General features: G+C 59.3%; 20 protein-coding genes and 1 pseudogene. 4 read left to right on the top strand and 17 right to left on the bottom strand.

What is annotated here, in order from left to right:
- Positions 1–88: 88 nt before the first annotated feature.
- Positions 89–934, top strand: coding sequence for a patatin family protein (locus BLIJ_RS03880; RefSeq protein ID WP_012577152.1), 846 nt, complete (start codon positions 89–91; stop codon positions 932–934).
- 21 nt (positions 935–955) lie between these two features.
- On the opposite strand, the gene BLIJ_RS14210 is transcribed toward BLIJ_RS03880, so the two are convergent.
- The 3 genes from BLIJ_RS14210 to BLIJ_RS03870 all read right to left on the bottom strand — a co-directional run bounded on the left by BLIJ_RS14210 (position 956) and on the right by BLIJ_RS03870 (position 3,531).
- A complete protein-coding gene (locus BLIJ_RS14210; protein ID WP_143247326.1) occupies positions 956–1,138 on the bottom strand; it encodes a hypothetical protein in 183 nt (60 codons plus the stop codon).
- 131 nt (positions 1,139–1,269) lie between these two features.
- Positions 1,270–1,491, bottom strand: a complete 222-nt coding sequence (locus tag BLIJ_RS03875) for a hypothetical protein (protein WP_012577151.1) — start codon at positions 1,489–1,491, stop codon at positions 1,270–1,272.
- Positions 1,492–1,782: 291 nt separating this feature from the next.
- Positions 1,783–3,531 (bottom strand): ATP-binding cassette domain-containing protein, encoded by a 1,749-nt coding sequence (locus BLIJ_RS03870; protein ID WP_014484695.1) that lies wholly within the window; start codon positions 3,529–3,531, stop codon positions 1,783–1,785.
- Positions 3,532–3,730: 199 nt separating this feature from the next.
- Between BLIJ_RS03870 and BLIJ_RS03865 the strand changes: the two are divergent.
- Positions 3,731–4,354 (top strand): annotated as a pseudogene (locus tag BLIJ_RS03865) (IS30 family transposase); the annotation flags it as partial.
- A 170-nt stretch (positions 4,355–4,524) separates the two neighbouring features.
- On the opposite strand, the gene BLIJ_RS03860 reads toward BLIJ_RS03865, so the two are convergent.
- The 11 genes from BLIJ_RS03860 to BLIJ_RS03810 form a co-directional block, all read right to left on the bottom strand.
- On the bottom strand, positions 4,525–5,412 hold the full coding sequence (locus BLIJ_RS03860) for an SPFH domain-containing protein (protein WP_370539010.1): 888 nt from the start codon (positions 5,410–5,412) through the stop codon (positions 4,525–4,527).
- Between the two features lie 301 nt (positions 5,413–5,713).
- The gene (locus BLIJ_RS03855) at positions 5,714–6,376 is read right to left on the bottom strand and encodes an amino acid ABC transporter permease (RefSeq protein ID WP_008782666.1); all 663 of its coding nucleotides are present in this window, start codon (positions 6,374–6,376) and stop codon (positions 5,714–5,716) included.
- 104 nt (positions 6,377–6,480) lie between these two features.
- Positions 6,481–7,293, bottom strand: a complete 813-nt coding sequence (locus BLIJ_RS03850; protein ID WP_012577147.1) for a transporter substrate-binding domain-containing protein — start codon at positions 7,291–7,293, stop codon at positions 6,481–6,483.
- A gap of 55 nt (positions 7,294–7,348) precedes the next feature.
- Positions 7,349–8,107, bottom strand: coding sequence for an amino acid ABC transporter ATP-binding protein (locus tag BLIJ_RS03845; protein ID WP_008782668.1), 759 nt, complete (start codon positions 8,105–8,107; stop codon positions 7,349–7,351).
- A 212-nt stretch (positions 8,108–8,319) separates the two neighbouring features.
- A complete protein-coding gene (locus BLIJ_RS03840; RefSeq protein WP_077323659.1) occupies positions 8,320–8,601 on the bottom strand; it encodes a mycoredoxin in 282 nt (93 codons plus the stop codon).
- A 74-nt stretch (positions 8,602–8,675) separates the two neighbouring features.
- On the bottom strand, positions 8,676–9,971 hold the full coding sequence (locus BLIJ_RS03835) for an O-acetylhomoserine aminocarboxypropyltransferase/cysteine synthase family protein (RefSeq protein ID WP_012577146.1): 1,296 nt from the start codon (positions 9,969–9,971) through the stop codon (positions 8,676–8,678).
- Positions 9,972–10,133: 162 nt separating this feature from the next.
- Positions 10,134–11,336: an amidohydrolase gene (locus BLIJ_RS03830; protein ID WP_012577145.1), complete on the bottom strand. Its 1,203-nt coding sequence runs from the start codon at positions 11,334–11,336 to the stop codon at positions 10,134–10,136.
- A gap of 67 nt (positions 11,337–11,403) precedes the next feature.
- On the bottom strand, positions 11,404–13,218 hold the full coding sequence (locus BLIJ_RS03825) for an ATP-binding cassette domain-containing protein (protein ID WP_014484692.1): 1,815 nt from the start codon (positions 13,216–13,218) through the stop codon (positions 11,404–11,406).
- 6 nt (positions 13,219–13,224) lie between these two features.
- Positions 13,225–15,039 (bottom strand): ABC transporter permease, encoded by a 1,815-nt coding sequence (locus tag BLIJ_RS03820; protein WP_012577143.1) that lies wholly within the window; start codon positions 15,037–15,039, stop codon positions 13,225–13,227.
- 44 nt (positions 15,040–15,083) lie between these two features.
- Positions 15,084–16,247 (bottom strand): ABC transporter substrate-binding protein, encoded by a 1,164-nt coding sequence (locus BLIJ_RS03815; protein ID WP_012577142.1) that lies wholly within the window; start codon positions 16,245–16,247, stop codon positions 15,084–15,086.
- Between the two features lie 50 nt (positions 16,248–16,297).
- The gene (locus BLIJ_RS03810) at positions 16,298–17,341 is read right to left on the bottom strand and encodes a uroporphyrinogen decarboxylase family protein (RefSeq protein WP_012577141.1); all 1,044 of its coding nucleotides are present in this window, start codon (positions 17,339–17,341) and stop codon (positions 16,298–16,300) included.
- Positions 17,342–17,599: 258 nt separating this feature from the next.
- Here BLIJ_RS03810 and BLIJ_RS03805 point away from each other — a divergent pair, with 258 nt between their 5' ends.
- Both BLIJ_RS03805 and BLIJ_RS03800 read left to right on the top strand, forming a co-directional pair.
- Entirely contained in the window at positions 17,600–18,403 is an 804-nt protein-coding gene (locus BLIJ_RS03805) for a pyrroline-5-carboxylate reductase family protein (protein WP_012577140.1), read from the top strand.
- A gap of 15 nt (positions 18,404–18,418) precedes the next feature.
- Complete coding sequence (locus BLIJ_RS03800) at positions 18,419–19,207, top strand: VOC family protein (protein WP_012577139.1); 789 nt, start codon at positions 18,419–18,421, stop codon at positions 19,205–19,207.
- 92 nt (positions 19,208–19,299) lie between these two features.
- On the opposite strand, the gene BLIJ_RS03795 is transcribed toward BLIJ_RS03800, so the two are convergent.
- The 3 genes from BLIJ_RS03795 to BLIJ_RS03785 all read right to left on the bottom strand — a co-directional run bounded on the left by BLIJ_RS03795 (position 19,300) and on the right by BLIJ_RS03785 (position 21,937).
- Positions 19,300–19,551: a mycoredoxin gene (locus BLIJ_RS03795; RefSeq protein ID WP_012577138.1), complete on the bottom strand. Its 252-nt coding sequence runs from the start codon at positions 19,549–19,551 to the stop codon at positions 19,300–19,302.
- Positions 19,552–19,631: 80 nt separating this feature from the next.
- On the bottom strand, positions 19,632–20,864 hold the full coding sequence (locus BLIJ_RS03790) for a trans-sulfuration enzyme family protein (RefSeq protein WP_012577137.1): 1,233 nt from the start codon (positions 20,862–20,864) through the stop codon (positions 19,632–19,634).
- A 170-nt stretch (positions 20,865–21,034) separates the two neighbouring features.
- Entirely contained in the window at positions 21,035–21,937 is a 903-nt protein-coding gene (locus tag BLIJ_RS03785) for a cysteine ABC transporter substrate-binding protein (protein WP_012577136.1), read from the bottom strand.
- Positions 21,938–21,991 lie beyond the last annotated feature (54 nt).

Genomic DNA, 21,991 nt, shown 5'->3' with positions numbered 1-21,991 from the left:
ACCAGACAAATTCACGGCACACTGCCCATATCGCTGTCCGCGCAGCGCGCGTAAGCTCATACCAAATTCAAGTGAACAGGGGGTTGGTATGGCAAAGACGGCGATGATTGATGTCGGCGGCGGGTTCCGCGCAATTTTCGGCTGCGGCGTGATGGATCGCATGATGGAAGACGGCATCGACGTGGACATGTGCTACGGCGTTTCCGCCGGCGCGGCCAATATGACCTCGTTCATCGCCCGCCAGCACGGCCGCAACCACACCTTCTACACCAAATACGCCTTCCGCAAGGAGTACGCGAGCGCGGAGAGCTATTTCAAGAACCACAACTTCGCCAACCTCGACTACATCTATGGCACGCTGAGCAACCATGACGGTGAGAATCCGTTGGATTTCGAGGCCTTTGAGGCCAATCCGACCGGATTCACCGTGGTGGCCTGCAATGCCGAGGACGGCTCGACCAAGTATTTCGACAAATCGCGCGTGCGTTTTGATGATTTCGACATCATCAAGGCTTCGTCCGCCGTGCCGGTGGCCTGCGAGCCGTATGTGGTGGATGGCGTGCCGTATTTCGATGGCGGCATCGCCGATCCGATCCCGGTACAGAAGGCGCTGGATGACGGCTATGATCGCGTGATTCTGATTCTGTCCCGCTTGCGTGACGAAGTGCGCAAGCAGCAGAAGGATTTGGCTCCGGCCCGCATCCTCGAACGCTCCCACCCCGCCGCGGCCGAGAAGCTGCGCATGCGCTACAAGACCTACAACGACGAACTCGAACTCGCCAAGCATTACGAGGCGGAAGGCAAAGTGCTGATCCTCGCACCCGAAGACCTGTATGGTCTCAACACCCTGAAGAAGAACTTCGAGGGCCTGGAAATGATGTACCGCAAGGGATACGCGGCGGCTGAAGCCATCCCGGCGTTCCTCGGGAAGTGACGGCACCGGCGAAGTACCCGTTCACGCCAAACCGTATAGCCATTCCGCATTGGCATGCGCGATGGCGTCGATAACCCGTTTCGCCTGATTCGCGTTCCATGCGCCATCCGATACCCAATCGATGGCGATTCGCGCAATATACCTGCGGAACAGCACCGCGGCCAGATAATGCAATTCAACTGATGCCGACGCCGTCCGACGCATAGAGCAACTTGTCAAATGGGCACCACGCCAGAACATTGCGCAGCACTTCCCTCACCTGCGCTCCCATATGCGGATTGGCAAGGCCGACATCCATGTATACGTTGGCATGCACCGAGCAGAGAAACGCCGCTTCACGCTCGTACGGCACGCAATGCAGAAGCGGAAGTGTCAAGGTGCAGGCACAGATCGCCGGACACGTTGAATTTCTCGTTTTCGGCGAACGAGTTGTCCGCGCCGAACACCACCCAGACCAGGGCGGCGCCCAGCGTGCGGCTGAGTTTGGTTGTTGCGCTACCGGACTTTCCGGTGCTGGCGGATACCGTTGATGGTACCGCGGTGGTTGATGCAGTCATGAATTTCCCCTTACTGCTGCATGGCAACGGAGCGAATGCTCCTGGAATCGTTCCTCCCTCTTTCTGTGTTTCCCCAAACCATCGGGGGAGGAACGTTGTGGTTCACTGTAGTACCCGCGACCGGCTGATGGGGCCGTGTCCTTATTCGAAAATCATCGCTTTTGATATAAGGCGCGCCATCTCCCGCATGTCCGACGCGACCCGCGCTATGATCACTCGCGCGAGCCTCGTCGGACGAATCTGTCGGCCGGCCACTGAGTTTTTAACAATCAACCGGATATGCCATCGAGCTCATTCGAGGCTGTCGTGTGCGAGACGGGAGAAGGTGCCGTTGCTGTCGACCAGTTGACGGTAGGTGCCGGTTTCATTGACGTGGCCGTGGTCGAGGACGATAATCCGGTCCATGCCGGTTAGCACGCGGGGCCGGTGGCTGATGACGATCACAGTGGTGCCCGCCGGACGGTTGGCGATCAGATCATGGTAGATCGCGGCCTCGGCGGTGGCGTCGACCGCGGCGGTCGGCTCGTCGAGTATCCACAACGGCTTGCCGGACAGGAACGTGCGGGCCAGCGCAAGCCGCTGCCATTGCCCGCCAGACAGGCCAACGCCGCCCCACTCCTGACCGAGCTGCGTATCCAAGCCGCCGGGAAGCCCATCCACGATGTCGAGCGCGCGGGCGCGACGCAACCCGTCACATAACTCATCATCCGATTGCCGCAGAGCGGGATCGATGAACTCGCGCACGGTCACCTCGATGTGCGTGAAATCCTGGAACACCATGCTCGACGCGCCCAACCGTTCGGCCCACGACCCCAAGGTACGGCCGTTCCCGCCGTCCGCGCCCGAGGACAGGGTCACGGTGCCGTCCGGGGCGTCGAGGATGCCGGCGATGAGCTTGACGAGCGTGGTCTTGCCCGACCCGTTCTCGCCCACCAGCGCGACGATCGATCCCGCTTCGACATCCAACGACACGTCGTCCAACGCCGGAGTCTGAACGGCCGGAACCGACGCTGCCGACGCGTCATCCGCGTCATCGTCATGCTTTGCAACAGTCGGATACGCGTACGTCAGATGCTCCACGTGCACGCCGACCGGACCGGTCGTCTCGGGGATCGCGGGGTTCGCGCGCAGCAGGTCCATGAGCCGTTCGTAGGCAAGGATCATCGGCGTGGACGCCATGAGGTTGCCGAACGCCTCGCCAGTGGTGCGCGTGACCGACAATCCCGTCATGATGCCCACCAACGCGGCCGGGATGCTCGACACGGACGCATGGCCGGACGTCAGGATCAGCCAGAACGCGCCGCCCGTCAGCACGGCGAACACGAGCGAACTCACACCGGTCAACTGCACCGTGCGCCACGAGATACGCTCCCACATGCCGGCCATATTGAAATAGCGTACGCGCGCCTGCGCAGGGATGCCGAACGAACCGGCCGTGGCCGCGATCTCCGTGCTCGACGGTGGATAATCCAACAACCGCTCGAAATAGTTCGCCCGACGCGACTCCCTGCCGCGCTTGGGCCATAACTCGTTCGTGAGCTTCTCCACGCCGAACTGGGCCAACAGCTCCGGGACCATCGCCAACGCGATCATCAGCGCCGCCAACGGATGCATATGCCACAAGGACGCGGCCAGCATGACCATCGACGCCAGCGCGCCCACCACTGAGGTCGCGTCCGCGGCCTGCGAGGCCACGTTGTACGGGATCGCGTCGCGCGCGGCCCGCACCTGCGTCGTCACCTCGTCGTCCAACGTCTGCGCGGGAGTCAGACGCGCCAGCGCGTCGGTCAGATCGGACTGGTATTCGGCCATCAATGGCTCCTGCAACAAGTCACGCATGTTCTGCGCCAACGACGACGACACCGACATCAACACCGCGCCCACCGTCAGCACCGCCAGGATCACCGCGAACCGGCCCACGCCCAGCCCCGACCCCATACCAAGCCCGTCCGGGCCGCACGCCCAACCGATCAGCCACACCTGCAACGACGGCATCGCCATCATCACCAACATCGACAGCCACATCACCACCGTACGCACCGGACGCCTACGCAACGCATACGCACTCGTCCGCCACGATGTCGCCACCGCATCACAAAACGGCCGGAATCCCGCGACAATCGGCATTTACGACACCTCCCCACAATATGTAATGATAGACCGCACGAGTTCTAAATAGAAGCGCAACACCTGCTCCATGGCTGGAAGTGTTCAAGTTCATAACCAGAGAGAAAGTGTCGCGCTCGATATGAGAGTGTATTCCCACCTGTCGGCAGAGGAACGTGTCCGGATCGACGAGCTGAGGACACAGCCGATCGGCGAACGTCCGAAACGCGTGGACTCGCGCCGAGAGTTCGGCCATTATGAGTCCGACACGGTCATCGGCGCCTCCCCGTCGAAGCGGTGCATCGACACGCAGGTCGAACGCAGGAGCCGCAGGCTGTTCGCCCGGTTCATCCCCGACAAGAGCGCGCCGGCCACGGCGCGCGCCGAATACGACATCTACAAGGACATCCCCGCGCCCGCGAGGATCGACCGCACCTGGGACAACGGCACGGAGTCCTCCTGCCACGTGCTCGTGGACGAGGCGCTCGGCATGCTGACCTATTTCGCGGACCCGTACTCCTCGTACCAGCGCGGCACGAACGAGAACCGCAACGGGCGCATCCGCCGCTACCTGCCCAAGAGGACCGGTTTCGACGGCCTGACGGACGCCGACCTGCAGGCCATCGTGGACGAGATCAACGACACCCCCATGAAGGTCCTGGACTGGGAAACACCCAACGAGGTTTGGTACCGCGAACTCGGCAAGGTACTCCCGAAGACAAGCCACCCAAAGACGAGCGTTGCACTTACAAATTGAATTCGGGGTATTTTTGCATTCGTCACAATCTATAAGTAGATGATTCTCACACTTGTCACAATCTGTATACGGCCCATTTGCGCACTTGTCGGAATCAGCGCGGAACGCAGTGAAGCCCCTCGCTTGGAGGGGCTTCACTATCGATGGATGAGGATTTGCAAACGGGGTGATTACTTCGTCTCGGCCGCGGTGAGCATGGCCTTGGTGACCTGCTCGTAGAGATCCTGATAACCGCCGGGCGTGGAGGCGGGCAGCACCACGGTCTTGGCATTGCCTGATTCGGACAGCGAGCGCATCACGTCAAGATACTGGTTGAACAGCACCACGTTGTTCACGTCGTTGATGTTCATACCCACAGCCTGCAGGCTCTTGATTTGGTCGACGATACCGTTGGCAATCTCGCGACGATAGTTGGCCTGGCCCTCACCCTGCAAGCGAGTCTTCTCCGCATCGGCGGCGGCCTGGGTCTCGATCTGGATGCGCTGGGCCTCGGCACGCTGACGGGTGGCTTCCTTTTCACGCTGGGCGGCGTTGATGGAGTCCATCGCGTTCTTGACCTGCGGGCTCGGGTCGATGGCGGTGATCAGCGTCTTGACCACGGTGAAGCCGAAGCGGCTCATTTCGGCGCCCACTGTCTTCTGCACGTCGAACGCCACATCGTCCTTGCGGGCAAAGGCGTCATCCAAGGTTAGGGCCGGGATGGCGGAACGCAGCGCGTCCTCCATGTAGCTCCTCAGCTGGCCGGCCGGGTCGCGCAGCTCGTAGTAGGCGGTTGCCACGTCGTTCGGGTTCACGCGGAACTGGGTGGAAGCCACGACGGTCACGAACACGTTGTCAAGAGTCTTGGTTTCCAGCTGCACGTTAAGCTGGTTGACACGCATGTTGGTTTTCATGGCGATGCGGTCGACGAACGGGATACGGACATGGATACCGGCAAACTGGACCCTCAAGAACTTGCCGAAACGTTCGATGATATACGCCTGCTGCTGCGGCACGATGAACAATGCGGCGGCCAGCAGCACGATAAGAACGACTAATAGAATCAGCACCAACAGCATGGTTCCGCCCAACATACTTGCGATGGTCATATAAAACTCCTCTCACAAGGGTCAAGCACGGCATATCGTTGTGCCGCGCCCCAACACCATCCATGCTACCAGCGCACGCCCGGTAACTGATAGCTCTCACAGGCAAGTCCAAGAAAGCGAACGTCAGATTTCATGTTCCGTTCACTCCGGCATCCACATCTTGTGCACTATTATTTGAAGCAGCCAAGTCGCACGTCAGAAACAACAAAGTCGGGCATTTCAACCAAGGAAACACCCGACTTGAATCAAGCACTGCCGCCATATAAACACATCAGAAGTGTTCGTTGAGCTTCTTCTCGCAGTAATCCTGAAGCCATCCAAGCAACGTGCAGAAGAGCAAGTAGATCAAGCCCACTTCAATGTATAGGACCAGCGGCTCGTAGTAAATCGCCACAATGCGCTGGGCCGTCATGAACATTTCCACCACGGTGATGTTCGCCGCGAGAGACGTGTCCTTGACCAATGCGATGAAGGAGTTGAACAATGCAGGGAAGGCGGAGCGGAATGCTTGCGGCAGAATAATGCGGCGCATAATCGTCACATACGGCATGTTCGCCGCCAAGCCAGCTTCAAGCTGCCCCTTAGGCACGGCAAGAATCGCACCACGCAATGTTTCGGCGGCATAGGCGCCCACATTCAGCGAGAACGCGATTACCGCGGAAGGCAATGCCGGAATCGTAATGCCAACAGACGGCAATCCAAAGAAGATAACGAACAACTGCACCAGCAACGGCGTACCACGAAACACCCAAATGTAGAACCACGCGATTTGGGAGGCCACAGGTACTTTAGCCACACGCACCAGCGCCACCACAATCGCCAGTATCAAACCGAGAGCGAAGGAAATCAGCGTCAGCGGAATGGTCACAGTGATACCGGGAATCAGTAGCTTAGCAAAGGAATCTACGACTATTCCCCATACTCGTGCGTCCATTGGTCATCCTTTGTTGTGTGGTATATGTTGCACCTGCTCGTAATCTTCACGAGGCCAGCTCATATTTCCCGGCTCCCCTAATTACAGGAGAGCCGGGAAACATGTCACTCCTGAGAGAAGTCCTCGCCAAAGTACTTTTCGGAGATCTTGGTCAATGTGCCATCCTTCTGCAGCTTGACAATGGCTTTGTTGACTTCCTTGACCAAGTCATCGCTGCCCTTGCGGAACGGCAGGTAGGCGGCCGGAGTCTTCTCGGACTTGGCGGCAATCTTGATGTCCGCATCCGGCTTCTGCTTCAGGTAGTCGAGCGCAGCAAGGCCATCGTTCAATGACACATCTGCACGACCGGACGTGATGGCATCGACCTGCTGACCAAAATCGTTAACCTGAACGATAGTAGCGCCCTTCTCCTGAGCGGTCTTGTTCCAGTTGGAGGTACCGGTTTCAGCGGCGCGAAGCCCCTTGACGTCATCGAACGAAGTGACGTTCTTCGGGTTCTCCTTGGAGGTAATGACGACACCGTAGGAGTAGGTGTATGGTTCGGAGAAATCATACTTGGCCTTGCGCTCGTCGGTGGCGGAAATCTGATCGGCAACCGTATCGTACTTCTTGGCATCCACACCGGCAAGCAGGGAGTCGAAGCTGCCCTCGGCAAACTCGGCCTTGATACCGACCTCCTTGGCAATGGCCTTGGCCACCTCGACATCGTAACCGGTCAGCTCATTGGTTTTGGAGTCATGGTAACTGAACGGAGCATAAGTGCCCTCAGTGGCGAACACGATTTTGCCGGACTGCTTGACCTGCTCCAATGCACTGGAGCTGGAAGCGGAAGCCGAACCGCATGCGGCAACCGAAACCAGCACGGCGACACCGGACAGCAAAGCCGCAGCCTTGCGAATCACTTGATTATTGAACATGACAAACCCCTCTCTTGATATTGTCACAATTAATTACAACAGCCGTGAAACGCCTCTACCGAGTCACCGGAATCATCAGCACATTGTTGGTTGAAGACAGGAACTCGACGGTACGCTCCTCCTGCGGATGTTCGAAGATCCGCTTCGGATCACCCTGCTCGACCACATGGCCTCCTTCGATGAACACCACATGATTCGATGCCTCATAGGCGAACCGCATCTCATGGGTGACCATCAGCATGGTCATGCCTTCGCTACCGAGTTGCTTGATGACCCCCAGCACCCCGTTGACCATTTCCGGATCCAATGCCGAAGTGGGCTCGTCAAGCACCAACAGCTCAGGATTCATAGCCACGGCGCGGGCGATGCTCACACGCTGCTGTTGCCCGCCGGACAGTGTGCTCGGATACCGATCATGAAAATCGGCAAGTCCCACACGATCGAGTTGCTCAATAGCGATCTTGCGGGCTTCATCAGGCTTGATTCCCTTGGAATACACCAACGGTTCGGTCACATTCTGCAATGCCGTCTTGTTCAAAAACAGGTTGTAGTTCTGAAACACGAACCCGATTTTCGAACGCACCTTGTGAATGTCGGCAGATTTGGTAGTGGTCAAATCCACAAGACCATCACCGAAATCGACGGTACCGGAATCCGCGTGCTCAAGGAAATCCAGAATGCGCAACAGTGTGGATTTACCGGAGCCTGAGGGGCCGATGACAGTAACCACATTTTGTCGAGGAATGTCAAGATCAAGCCCATCCAGCACGGTGGTGTCGGCAAAGCTCTTGCTCACTCCCCTAATCCGAATCATCCCGATACTCTCTTTTCGCTGCTGTTATGCACGTCAACGTTCGTTCGCGAAGCACAATCCCTTACCGTAGACGCGCTTGCTCACCTGTGTTTCGGCGTGGTTATATCCAGTGCCTATGGAGTGCTATTCACACCAATGAATAACACATCGGACGCCGACGTATTGTTCGCTCACAGATGCAGCAGATCGTCAAACTCGTACAACTCTTGTCTTTACTTGATATTCAGCTCGTTGAGCTTGTTCTTGATATCCACAGCCGACGGTTCGACCTGGAATGTGCCATCAGGATAGAGCACCACGGGAATGTGCTGCTGGCCGCTGATGGCCACCGCACGATCGGCTGCCCCATCCTCGGTTTCGATGTTATGCCACGTATATTCGGCGCCAAGCTCCTCAAGCGTGTTCTTCGCCTGCTTGCAATCACCGCACCATGTTGCGCCATAGACGTCAATAGCCATGTCCTGCTCCTTCTTTCGTAATACAACAACCCAAATTCACAACGCCTCAAGAATAACAGCGCAGGTTTTTCTCAGAACGAACAATTATCCGCATACGTAAGCGATACACGTCAGTATGCGTTGGCAATGGCTTGGTCAAGGTCCGCAATCAAATCATCGACGTTTTCCAATCCGATGGACAGGCGGATAAGGTTGTCGCTTACGCCCGCGGCATGCCGATATTCCAACGGCACTTCACGATGGGTGATGCGCGCCGGATCGACAATCAGCGAACGCGCGTCACCGATGTTCGGCACATAGGAGAATACCTCGGTTCCGTCGAGAATGCGTCTCACGTTGTTCTCATCGCCGTCGACGAGGAACGACAGTATCGTACCGATCCCTTTGGGGAAGTATTTGGCGACCAGATCATACTGACCCGTGTTGCCCAAACCGGAATAATTGACCTTGAGCACATGCGGCGCATGCGTGAGATGCTCGGCAATATGCATGGCCGATTCGACTTCCTGCCGTTCACGCACAGCCAGTGTCTCCAATCCCACCATCGACAGGTATGTATTGAACGGGCTGGGCACCGCGCCGAAAGTGCGCAGATATTTGATGCGTACACGGCGAATGAACGCCTCGCGGCCGAATCTGCTGGCGAAGCTGCGCGCTATTCCTTTGCGTTCATCGCTGACGACCAGTTCGGGAGTGGTGAACTGCGGGAATCTGCCGTTGGCCCAATCGAAGTTTCCGCCGTCGATAACCACTCCGCCGATGGCGTTGCCGTGCCCGGTGATGCCTTTCGTGGTGGAATGCACCACGATATCGGCTCCGAACTCGATGGGCCGGAAGAGGTACGGGGTAGGCACGGTATTGTCGACGATAAGCGGAATACCGTTGCGATGCGCGAGTTCCGCCAATGGTTCAATATCGGTGATTTCAGTGGATGGATTTGCAACGGATTCGGTGTAGATGGCACGGGTGTCCGGCCCGATCTTCGAAGCGACCTCATCGAGGTCGTTGATGTCGCGCACGAAATCGGCATGGACTCCGAACTGCGGGAAGAAGGTCTCCATGGCATCGACGGAAGCGCCGTACAGGTTGGTCGGAGAGATGATGCGACCACCACCTTCGGCGGCACACAACAGCGCATACGACACCGCGGCCATGCCGGAGGCGACGGCCACCGCGCTCACACCACCTTCGAGTTCCGCCAAACGACGCTCGAACACATCCACAGTGGGATTCGCCACACGCGAGTACGAGAAGCCCTCAGCTTCGCCGGCACCCAGCGCGTCACCATGCGCGGCGCTGACCATGTCAAACGCCGCACTGGCGTAAATCGGCGGGTTCGCCGCCTCACCGTGAGCCGCCCGGTCATAGCCGCCGTGAATAGCCGCGGTAACGAAATCCCTCGCCATGAATTATCCCCTCAATGTCATGCCGCCGTCCCTTAGGGGAACACCGACGGACGCCCATACTGATACGGCACCAGTGTAGGAAGCGAAGCACCGTAACACGTGCTTGCGGGTACAGGCATTTCTTATCGTTCGGTATCAACCGGAATGATAGGAGGGGTGCGTTCATCGTAACTCGTTGAGCGCTTTCTGCGCGATGGCCGTGAGAAAGCGTATGCCGTAGCCGATGGCGGCCGGATTCGGCCGGAACGTCGGCCCATGCGCGGCACCGGTCTCACCGGCACCGATGTGCACGAACAGGCCGGGCTTGCGATCAAGGTAATATGAGAAATCCTCTCCTCCCAGTTGAGGATGATCATCATCCGCGTGAAGCCCCTGCTCGGCGATGACTTCTCGTCCGATGCGGGTCCATCCGGCGTCGTTGAACACGGAAGGCGATCCGAAGAACCACGAGACATCGGCAGTGGCACCGTAGGCGGCGGCCGTGTTGTTGATGATGGCGATGGCGCGCTTCTTGGCGAGAACCCGATCCTGCGGCTCGGTAGTGCGCACCGTGCCCTCGAAGAAGGCATCCTGCGGAATCACATTCCACGAATTGCCGGCTTCTATATGGGTGACGGACAACACCCGCGGATGGCTAGGGTCGAGATTGCGCCCAATGACCGCCTGCAACCCCTGCACCACGTTCGTCAGCACGGTGATCGGGTCGATGCCATCCTCCGGTTCGGCTGCATGCGCGCCCTTGCCGTGAATGGCAACCTGGAATTTGTCGACCGCGCCGGTGATGCCACCCTCACGTATGAGTATGGACCCAACCGGTCCGGCTGCATCGTGCGTGCCGAAAAACGCCTCGACATCGTCCAGCACACCCGTGTTCAGCACCTGCACGGAACCCGTGGGGCGCTCCGCGGTAGCACGACCTTCCTCTGCCGGCTGGAAGATGATCTTGACGGTACCAGGCAATGAGGCACGCCGTTCATTGAGCAGAATCGCCGCGCCCAACGCCACGGTGAGGTTGAAGTCATGACCGCAGCCGTGCATCACTCCGGCATTATCCGAAGCGTAGTCAAGTCCGGTATTCTCAGTGATGGGCAGCCCATCGATGTCACCGCGCAGGGCGATGACGGGCTTGGCGCTTGCGCCGCGCACGATGGCCACCACGCCGGTCCTGAGTCCCGATTCGAGGATTTCAACGCCATGCGATTCCAGAATCTCAAGGATGCGCGCCGTGGTGCCGAACTCTTCATAGGAGAGTTCAGGATGACGATGGAACCAGCGGTACCATTCCTGCACATCAGCGTTCAGAGCATCGGGAAGTGCTACGAACGCCGTCGGGGATGCGCCCGATTGGGTTGTTGCTGCGGTCACCGGAACCTCCTTTGCGTGACGGCGATGACGGACGGATGCGAGGACGTCTCAATCCCTTCGGCTTCGCTCATTGTTTCACTCCTCCCAAATACGCCTCCTGCACCCGCTCGTTGCCGAGCAGGTCGCCGGCTTTGCCATGCAGCCGGATACGTCCGTTCTGCAGCACATAACCATAGTCGGCGATCGAGAGAGCCAGCTCGGCCTGCTGTTCGACCATGAGCACGGAAACGCCCAATTCGTCACGCAGTCGCGCTATCTGTTCGAGTACGTCTTCGACGAGTTTGGGAGACAAGCCCATCGTCGGCTCGTCCATGCAGATGATTTTCGGGCGACTCATCAGGGCTCGCGCGAACGCCAGCATCTGCTGCTCGCCGCCGGACATCGTGCCGGCCTGCTGCATACGACGTTCCTTCAAACGAGGGAAGCGATCGTACATGGCTTCCAGATCGCCGGCCACACCCTCCCTGTCGTGTCGCGTATAGGCGCCAGACAACAGATTCTCCTCCACCGTCATCTGCGGAAACACGCGCCTCGCCTCGGGCACGGCGGCGATACCGGCTTGGACCCGTCTGCGCGTGGACAGTCCGGTCACATCCTCGCCTTGGAACCACAGCGAACCGGTCTTCGGATGATTGATGCCCAAAATCGTCTTCATCGTGGTCGACTTGCCGGAAGCGTTGCCTCCCAGCAGAGAGACGATGGCCCCTTTGGGTACGCAGATCGACACGTTCTGCAACGCGTGGACCTGCCCGTAATACACATTCACTCCATCGAGCGCAAGCAGGGCATCCCCGCCATCATCCAACGTCCCGGTTTCATCTCGTCCGGTACCGGCACCGGTGTCCTCGACTTCGACGACGGCGCCAATGGAGTTCTGCATCGCAAGCACATGCGACTGCCCGGCGACCCGGGTATGGTTCATTTCACGCCGCTTGCCGAGATACGCCTCGACCACCTGCGGGGCATTGCGCACATCATCCGGGGCGCCTTGCGCGATGACGCGGCCGCCATCCATCGCAAGCACACGGTCGGACAATGCAGTGACCAGATCGATCTTGTGCTCGACCAATAGGATGGTATGTCCCTGCGCTTTCAGATACTGCAGTTGACGAAGCACTTCGGCGGTCTCCGACTGGTTCATGCCGGCGGTCGGCTCATCGAGCAGCAGGATCTTCGGTTCGCTGATGTGGGCACGGGCGATTTCGGTACGACGACGATTCGCGTACGACAACGTGTAGGTGCAATCCCGTCGACGCGCGCTCAGTCGTTCACGGAAACGGTCGATTTCCCGATCCACGCGGATGTTCACCTCATCGGCTTCGCGCCGAGTCCGCGGTCCGGGAACCAGCGCCACGCCGGTCTCGGCGAGCAACGACAGCCAACGCGCGATCGGATACCTTTGCAGGCTTTTGAACGGGCGTGCCGCGACGAGTCGCCGGTGATATCCGAGATTGATGTTTTCTTCGACGGTAAGACCGCCGAACACACGACCGTTCTGGAAGGTGCGCAGCAGTCCCCGTTCAGACATGTCCGCAGGGCTCAGACCGGCAACCGGCTCGTCGGCAAGATCGATGAGCCCGGAATCAGGCTGCAGAAAACCGGAGATCAGGTTGATTGTGGTCGATTTTCCCGAACCGTTCGGGCCGATGATGGAAATGACCTCACCTTGATGCAGGTCGAAAGAGACCTTGTTGACGGCGTGCAGCCCCTCGAAGGACTTGTCGAGCTCGCGCACGCGCAGCATCACCGGCGCGTCAAGGACGGCCTGGCGGTGTCTTTCGGAATATTCAGCCAGATCATCCGCGTTATCGAGGCGTTCGTTGTCGATATCGATGCCGGTCACGGCGTCTACGGTGGAAAATACGGTCTCGGAATCGGTCATGGCGACTCAGCCTTTCCGGGCGAACAGGCCCTGGGGACGGAACAAGATGACAAGCACCAGCAGCACGCCATACAGCAGGATGCGCGCGTCGGAAGCGAAACGCAGCAACTCGGGCGCTCCGATCAGCACTATGGAGCCAAGCACCGCGCCGAGCGGAGAGTTCATACCACCAAGCACGATGATGGTCAGGATGAGAATCGACATGTTCGAGTTGAAGATCGTCGGATCAATGTACGTGTACTGGTGCGCGAGCAACGAACCGGCGAGACCTGCGAAAAACGCGGCAAGCGCATACGCGAGCGCCTTATAGGCGCCAGTGCGGATGGACAGCGCCTCCGAAGCCTCGCGATCCGATCCCACGGCCTCGAACACGCGCCCCAGATGAGCGGTTCGGATACGCATGACGATGACCAGCGTGACAAGCAGCACGATCACGTCAAGCAGATACATCATCTGCTGCGTGTACAGCGTGACGCCGAACACCTTCGGGAACGGAATGCCCTGAATGCCAAGAGAACCCTTGGTCAACGGCTCGGCGAGGCGAATGATCGCCACCATCACCGCACCTACGCCGATGGTGGCGATGGCGACATAATGGCCGGAAAACCTCCATACGGGGAAGGTGAGCACCGAGGCGACAAGCGCCGCGATCACACCTGCGGCGGGCAACGCCACCAGGAAGGGCCAATGCGCCTGCGTGGCCAGAATCGCGGAGGCATAGGCACCCACGGCGAACGGTCCTGCCATGCCCAGAATCGTTTGGCCCGCGGAGCCGGAAATCAACGTCAGTCCCACGGCGGCGATGGCATAGATGGCGACCTGAGTGCCCACGCCGGACAGGTAGTCATTGAAGAAGAACGGGGTGGATACGAGTGCCACGGCACCGATGAGATTACCCCACCAGGGCAGCGTGATCGCCCTGCCGCCTCCCAGGAACGTGCCGGTCAGCGGCTCGGATTTGACATCGGTCTTCGGCCCAAGCAGACCCTGCGGCTTCACGATGAGGATGATGATCAACGCGCCGAAGGTGATGAGGTCATGTGCACCGTCTCCGAACAGAGAGATGCCGAACGCTTCCACCACACCGAGCACAAGACCGCCGACCACGGCTCCCGGGATGGAGCCTAGACCGCCGATCGTGGCCGCCACGAACGCCGTCATACCAATGGTGCCGCCATTCATCGGATTGATGTTGCCGTTGAACAAGCCCACGAAGATGCCGGAAACGCCGGCGAGTACGGCACCGATCACAAAGGAGAGGTTACGGATGGCCTTCACCGGGATGCCCATCTGCATGGCGGCTTCGGGATCCTGGGAAGTGGCGCGAATGGCCTGTCCCGCTTTGCCGAACTTGAGGAATGCCCATAAGCCAAGCATCGAGAGGACGGCAAGCGTCACCATCACGATGTCCGAAGTGCCGAAACGCACGCCGGCGACTTGCAGGTTATAGGTCTGCAGCAGTTTCGGGAACGGTCGGGTCTGTGGCCCGAAGACGACCTGCAGACCATTGTCGAGCACCTGGCCGACGCCAATGGTGGCGAGCAGCGCCGCAATCGGTTTACGGCCTTCAAGCGGAGCGATGATCGCCACGTTCATGATCAGCCCCAGCAGTGCGGTAACCACGAGCACCGCCACGAATGTGGGCACGATTCCCCATCCCCATGACGAACCGAGCCACCAGGCGATCATCATGCCCACGGCCACGATGGAACCTTGGGCGAAGTTGGCCACGTTGGTGACGCCGAAGATCAGCGACATGCCGACTGCGACCAGCGCATAGGCGCTGCCGTGTATCAGTCCGGCGAAAAGAACATCAAACATTGTGTGCGTTACCTCGTTCGTGGTGTATGGGAAAGCCCGGAGAATCAACCTTCGTATTGTTCGAACTTGCCATCTTTGACGATGAGCAGAATCGGATCGATGTTATCGGCGCGACGACTCTGCCGATCGAATTTGAACGTGCCGCCATTGCCCTGGTAGAGCGGGAAATCCGTCACGGTCTGCAGCGCCTTCTGTATGCCTTCACGGGTCGGTTCGGTCTTGTTGGCGGCATAGGCCAGATCGATGATCGCCTCGTAGGCGGTCACTTCGAAATTGCCCGGGTTGTTGCCGTACTTGGCCTTGAAGTCCTTGACGAACTGCTGGGCCTTGGCGTCCTTGGTGCCGGTGGCGGAGAAGGATCCGGTGATGATCGAACCCTCGGCGTTTTTGCCGGCGAGATCGAGGAACTCCTTGGTTTCCTGACCACCGAAGTACAGGCCGTCGTACCCCAGCTTGTCGCGCAGGGTATTGATCACCAGAGCGCCGTCCGGCCCGTAGCCGATGTCGACCACCGCGTCAGGCTTGGCATCGCGCGCCGGAATCAGAATCGGCGACAAGTCGGTGGAGTCGGGCAGATAGCTGGACTCGTACACAATCTGGGTACCGTTTTTCTCGGCCTCCTGCTTGAAGTACCGATAGGCCTGTTTGCCCCAGTCGTTCTCGATGTAGACCACCGCGATCTTCTTGGCTTTTTTGGCCACTATATCCGCGTTGGTCTTCTGATACTTGTCCTGACCGATCTGGGGAGTCCATACGTGGTCCCCGGTATCGGTAAAGGTGGGTGCCGAATTATTGAAACCGTAATGCACGAGGCCGGCCTGCTGGAAGATGGGCGACGCGGCCGAGGATGCGGGCGAGGCATAGTCACCCACCACGGCGATGATCGACTTGTCCGACACGATCTTGGGAGCCACCGCGGCGTCTTGCTTGGCATCGGACTGCGTGTCATAGTATCGAAGACCAAGCTTCTTACCCTTGACGCCGCCATCCTTGTTCACCTTGGCAACCGCCAGATCGAAGCCTTGCTGGAACAGTTTGCCGTATTGCGCATATTGCCCGGTCTTCGGATAGATGACTCCGATGTTCACGGTGTCGTCGCTGGAACCGCTGGCGGCATCCCCGCCAAGGCCGCATGCGGAGACGCCAATCAGTGTTCCCGCAGTGACCACGGATGCGATCGCCGTACGGATGATTGTCTTGATGGTCATGATGTTCCCTTCTCTATTCGAATAATCATGAAGCGTAAATGGGGACCGGCTCAGCCCACGCGGATGTCGCTCAATGCCTGCAGCGCCTCGTCGCCCGCCGGGGTCGGAACCGTGCAGCTTGGTGCCAGCAAAAACGGTTTGCCCGTACGAAGCGCGCTGGTCTTGGCCAATTCGCGGCGCACCTGTTCGACGTCACCGTCCGGCGCGAACAGGTCGTACGGGGCACCGGCGACCGGCACAGCCGTCAGGTCGGCATCCACCTGCGGGTTTCCCGGTTGATACTGATCCCACTGCAGCAGGTCCACACCCTTCACGTCGAACCAATTCGGGTGGGATTCAGCACGACAGGTGTGCAGCAGCACCACGGCGTCCGGGTTGGCGCGATGCACCGCGTCAATCACGATGCGATCGTATGGTTCGGAGAATTCAAGATAGCGTTGCGCGTCGAAATAACCCTCGCTCACCGTGCCGGTGAGCGCGTAGAACACGCCGTCGAGTCCCGCTCCGCCTTCGGACTCGGGACGAACCAACGCACGCGCATAGGAGGCGAGTGTGCGGGCGATGTTGGCGAGCGCCAGCTTGGCGACACCAGGCTGATTGAAGATCAGATCTTCGACGCGGAGCGTCGCGGTGGCGTAATCGTCACCCGGGTACAGCGGCAGATCGGCGATCTGCAGCAGGACGGACAATGGCGAAAAGACGGTCTGCAGCACGGCACGATCCTCAAGGCCATGCCGGATAAGGGCGGCGGCGGCCAGAGCCTCGGCGAAATACTCATTGTCACGAACGTCGAGTTCCTTGACTCCACGCACATCATCCGGTTCGGTGATTGCGGCGCCGATCTTCTTCGGCAGCACGAATCCGGCATAATCGTTGCGATCGTACCGAGAGCCCCAAGCCTCGGCATAGTATATGGCGCGCGGATTGATCTTCACCCATTCCCAATCCCAGCGATTGACGAAATCGATGGTGGCCTTGGCGAATTCCTCGGCACCGTATTCATGACCGACAAGATGCTGCCAGGCGCTAACCAGATACGGCGTCCGGGACTGATGATTGACGATGGCGTGGAAGTCGGCGCGACGATTGACCATATTGGGGTCCCTTCTCCTGATTCGCAACGTTATCCGTCATCGAAGCGCATCGGCGATGCCGATGTCAAGCGGAATGCCGCCCACGTATTACAGGCATTTCTTATAGCGTCTTATCCATCCGCGAAATCATTGCATCCTTGAAGCGCCTATCAAGAACACCTATATGCCATTTCGGAAGGAACGACGACGGTTCGGGAATCCATGCGGTATTACGGGAACTGACATACATCCGTATCCATCATCAGAAGAGGTGAACCGATGGGAGCGAACCTGTATTTCATCGGCGGAGGCAATATGCCGAGCGCCATCATAGAAGCGGTGCGACGTAAGGCCGCCGCATATCCGGTCGACCACATCTGGGTTGAGGAAATCTCACGGGAACGCGCCGAATATCTGGCATCCACGTACAACACCGAGACGGCGTCACCGACGGACGCCCCGGATGCCGACATCGTGGTAATCGCGGTGCGCCCGCAAGACGATGTCGCCGGCGTGGCCGCTTCAGTGGCGCGACGTTTCGACCCGGCGAAGACCACGGTGATCTCCATCGTAGCCGGCTATACCATCGCCAAGCTTGAGCAAGGGCTCGGCCATGGGTGGCGTGTGGCCCGCATCATCCCGAACACACTCACCACCGTGGATTACGGTTACAGCGGCGTGGCGCTGAATGGGGCCGCGGCACGCGAGGACGTGGATGCGTTCCTCAACACTTTCGGCAAAGTACTGTATGTCGAGGAACGACTTATCGACGTAATCACCGGTTTTTACCCGCCGAACATCGTCTACCATTTCATCGACGCCTACGTGGATGCCGGTGTGCTGGCCGGTCTGCCCCGGGACGCGGCCAGAGCCATCGCGCTCGACACCATCATCGGCGGCACCGAATTCCTCAAACAGAAAGACGTGCTGCCTCAAGTGCTGCTCAATATCAACAACTCCCCCGGCGGAGTGGGAATCACCGAGGCATATACCCTGAACAAAACCGGATTCGCGGCATCCATACAATCCGCGGTGCTGGCGGCGGTCGAGCGCACCACGGCGCTCGGCGGCGATGCAAAGTAAAGACGGGAGCCGATCATGACGCAACAATTCACCTGGGACCATACGGTCGAATTCGTGAATGACCTCAAGTCCGCCGAACGGACGTTCGCCGACGCAGGGCTGACTTCCCAATACGGCGGCAAGCACGTGGGGCATGGCACGGAGAACTCCTTGGCCTACTTCGCCGATAACTATCTGGAGTTCCTGGCATTGTACGACCGCGAGGAAGCCTTGTCGGAGACGCCGGACCATGGGCTGATATTCCATGAAGCCGGGGAGCTGCTGCCCGAGTATGTGGGATTCTATCGTCCGGCATTGCACGTGCATGGCATCGAACAGGCGGCCGAACGGCTCACGGCCAAAGGCCTTGATCTTGGCCATATCGTTCCGGGCAATCGCACGACGGCCGCCGGTGAGGAGATACGCTGGCGGTTGCTCTGGATCAAGGGCGATGATCGGGGCCTGCGCTATCCGTTCGTCATCGATTGGGGTGCGAGCGAATCCGAGCAACTGGCCCGCTACGAGAGCGGCGGACTGCTGCACCGGCATGCCATAGGCGAAGTGGACACCCGTCGCGCGATTTTCGCGGTGCCCGACCCCGCGGCGGTGGCCGCGCACTGGTCCGACGTGTTTGGTTTGGGTCTCACGGAAGGCGGGGACGCCGACCGGCCCGATGAGCACTATTTCGATCTCGATGTGGGAGGGCATCGTGTCTGGCGCTTCGTCCAGGGTCAATGCAACGCCATCACCGAACTGCAGTACGACGCCCCCGCCGGCAAATCCTTCGATGTGACCATCGGCCAGGCGCGATTCAGAAGCCTGTAAGTACGGTCCACACACAACCGCAACAACGCATGAGGCGTGTGCCACCAATCCAATGGTGGCACACGCCTCATGCCGTAAGAGGGCCCTGCCAATCAGTCAGTCAGCAGATTCAACTCCCGCAGCTTGTTCCTGATGTCCTTGGCGGAGGGCTCCACCTGGAAGGAGCCATCATCGTACAGCACCACCGGAATATGCTGCTGGCCGCTGATGGCCACGGCACGATCGGCGGCACCGTCCTCCTCTTCGATGTTATGCCAGATATACGCCGCACCCAGCTCATCCAACGTGTTCTTCGCCTGACGGCAATCACCACACCATGTGGCGCCGTACACATCAATGGCCATGCCATGTCCTTTCTGCGCGCCGCGCTTCGTCCGCGGCTTCCCATCGCATCCATCGTAACGGCACATACGGCCATATCACGTCAAGCGAACACCTTCGGAGTCAATGCGCCAAGTACATCGGAGTCGATGTGGCGTTCCCTGTATCGGGCATAGGCGATATCGAAAGCCTGTCCGAGGTCTTCGATCAGATCGTTCGCATCCTCGATGCCGACGGCGAGACGCACCAGCTCATCGGTGATGCCGACCTTCAGACGCTCCTCCCGGGGCAGTTCGAAATGCGTCATGCGGCAAGGCAGTTCCGCAAGCGATTCCACGGCACCAAGGGACACAGCCAATCGGAAGATGTGCAGGTTGTTGAGCACATCCGCAGGGTCCACGCCAGGCACCACTTCGAAGCTCAGCACGCCGCCGGCGCCCTTCAACCCCTTGGCTGCGAGCCGCTGATCGCCGGCACCGGGCAATCCTGGATAGTGAACGGATTTGACCAATGGGTGAGCGAGCAGATACCGGGCGAGGGCGTTCGCGTTTTCCTGCTGACGATCCATACGCAAGGCCAACGTCTGTATGCCGCGACGCACCGAATCACATTCGGCGGGCGCCAGGACCCCACCGAGACGATTCTGCGCGAAGTACACGCGATTGGCCAGATCCTCACTGGATACGACCACAAGACCGGCATTGACGTCGGAGTGGCCGGCCAAGTACTTGGTGGCGGAATGAATCACCACATCCGCGCCGAGGGAAAGCGGCTGCTGCAGGTACGGGGTCGCGAACGTGTTGTCCACGATGGACAATGCGCCGTGACGATGCGCCGTCGCGGAGATGGCGCGCACGTCATTGACCTTGAGCAGCGGATTGGTCAGGGTCTCGAAATAGACGGCCCGGGCGGGCGCGACGCCGTTCGCGCGATCGCCCCGCACTGCGGACTCCAAAGCGGCGTCATCCCTGGTATTGACCGATTCGACCACAAGCCCCCAACGGGTGAAGAACTCATTGAGCTGCGAGTACGTTCCACCGTAGATATTGTCTCCCACGACGATACGGTCGCCGGGCTTGAAGGTACTGAGCACCGCATGGATCGCAGCCAGACCGGAGGCGAACGCAAAACCACGCTTTCCCTGTTCAAGCTGGGCGATCTGCCGCTCCAGGAAATCACGCGTGGGGTTGCCGCTGCGCGCGTAATCGTAGCGGGGCATCGCATCGACCCTCTCAAAGGCATATGTCGTCGAATTGTAGATCGGCGGATTCACTGCTCCGGTGTCATTGTCGTCAACCGGCAGTCCGTGAACGAGCTGAGTATTGAATCTGGTCATTGCGCACCCCCTTACGTGTCGCGTCATCCGTGCACGGGACTCCCCCGCGCCACATATATGACTGTAATGCAGAACGCCGGCCCGAAGGCCGGCGTTGCTATATGCGTTGGTTATGAAGCGATATAATCCAGTTCCCCATCCGGTTCAAACGGCTGGACGGAACCCGTCCGTCAGACCTCACCGCCTTCGACCACGATCTCGTCGGGATTGACCTCGTCGCCGTACACCGGTGCCAGGGTCTCCTGGTAATCCTTGTGGAAGAAGTCGTCCTTGCCGAGTTTGACGATCTCATCGTTCACGAAGTCCAGCAGTTCCTTGTTGCCCTTCTGCACCGCTGGGGCGATGGTGTCGTCGTCACCAAGGTGGGTGATGCCGACCTTGAATCCCTTGTTGGACTTGGCCCAGGCGAGCACCTCGGTGTTGTCGGTGGAGAAGGCGTCACCACGGCCGTCCAGCAGTGCGTTGTAGGCATCGGCGTACTGGTCGTACTTCTGCAGCTTGACGTTCGGCGCGTTCTTCTCGAACCAGGTTTCGGCGGTGGTGCCCTTGGCGATGATCAGGGTCTTGCCGTCGAGCTGGCCGACATCGGTGATCGGCGCGTTCTGCGGGGAGACCACGCCGAGCGCCACCTTCATGTACGGCTTGGCGAAGTCGACCTTCTCCTTGCGCTCCTCGGTGACGGTGAAGTTGGCGAGCACCAGATCGACCTTGTTGGAGGTGAGCACATCCACGCGGGCGGCCGGATCGACCGACGTGTATTCCGGCTTCACGCCCAGATCCTTGGCCAGTCGTTCGGCGAAGTAGACGTCATAGCCCTGGTACTTGCCGTCCTTGTCCACGTAGCCGAATGGTGCCTTGTCGGAGAAGACGGCAATCTTGATCTTGCCGCTCTTCTTGATCTCGTCGAGGCTGCGGGCCTTGGCGTTGGCGCCGGAGCTGGTGCCTGTGTCAGAGGACTTCGCTTCGCTCGGGGTGCCTGCGGACGGACCGCATGCGGCCATGGATGCCGCCATTACCAATGCCGCACCTGCGGCAATCAGTGCTTTGAATGATCTCCCAACCTTGATACTCATTGAGTTCTCCTTCTCTTGTTGTTATTGATATTTCTTCTCAAATACGTCGATATG

The organism is Bifidobacterium longum subsp. infantis ATCC 15697 = JCM 1222 = DSM 20088, assembly GCF_000269965.1.
GTDB classification, from domain to species: Bacteria; Actinomycetota; Actinomycetes; order Actinomycetales; family Bifidobacteriaceae; genus Bifidobacterium; species Bifidobacterium infantis.
Note: the sequence above shows the minus strand (reverse complement) of the source record. Positions and strands in the feature narration are given on the sequence as shown.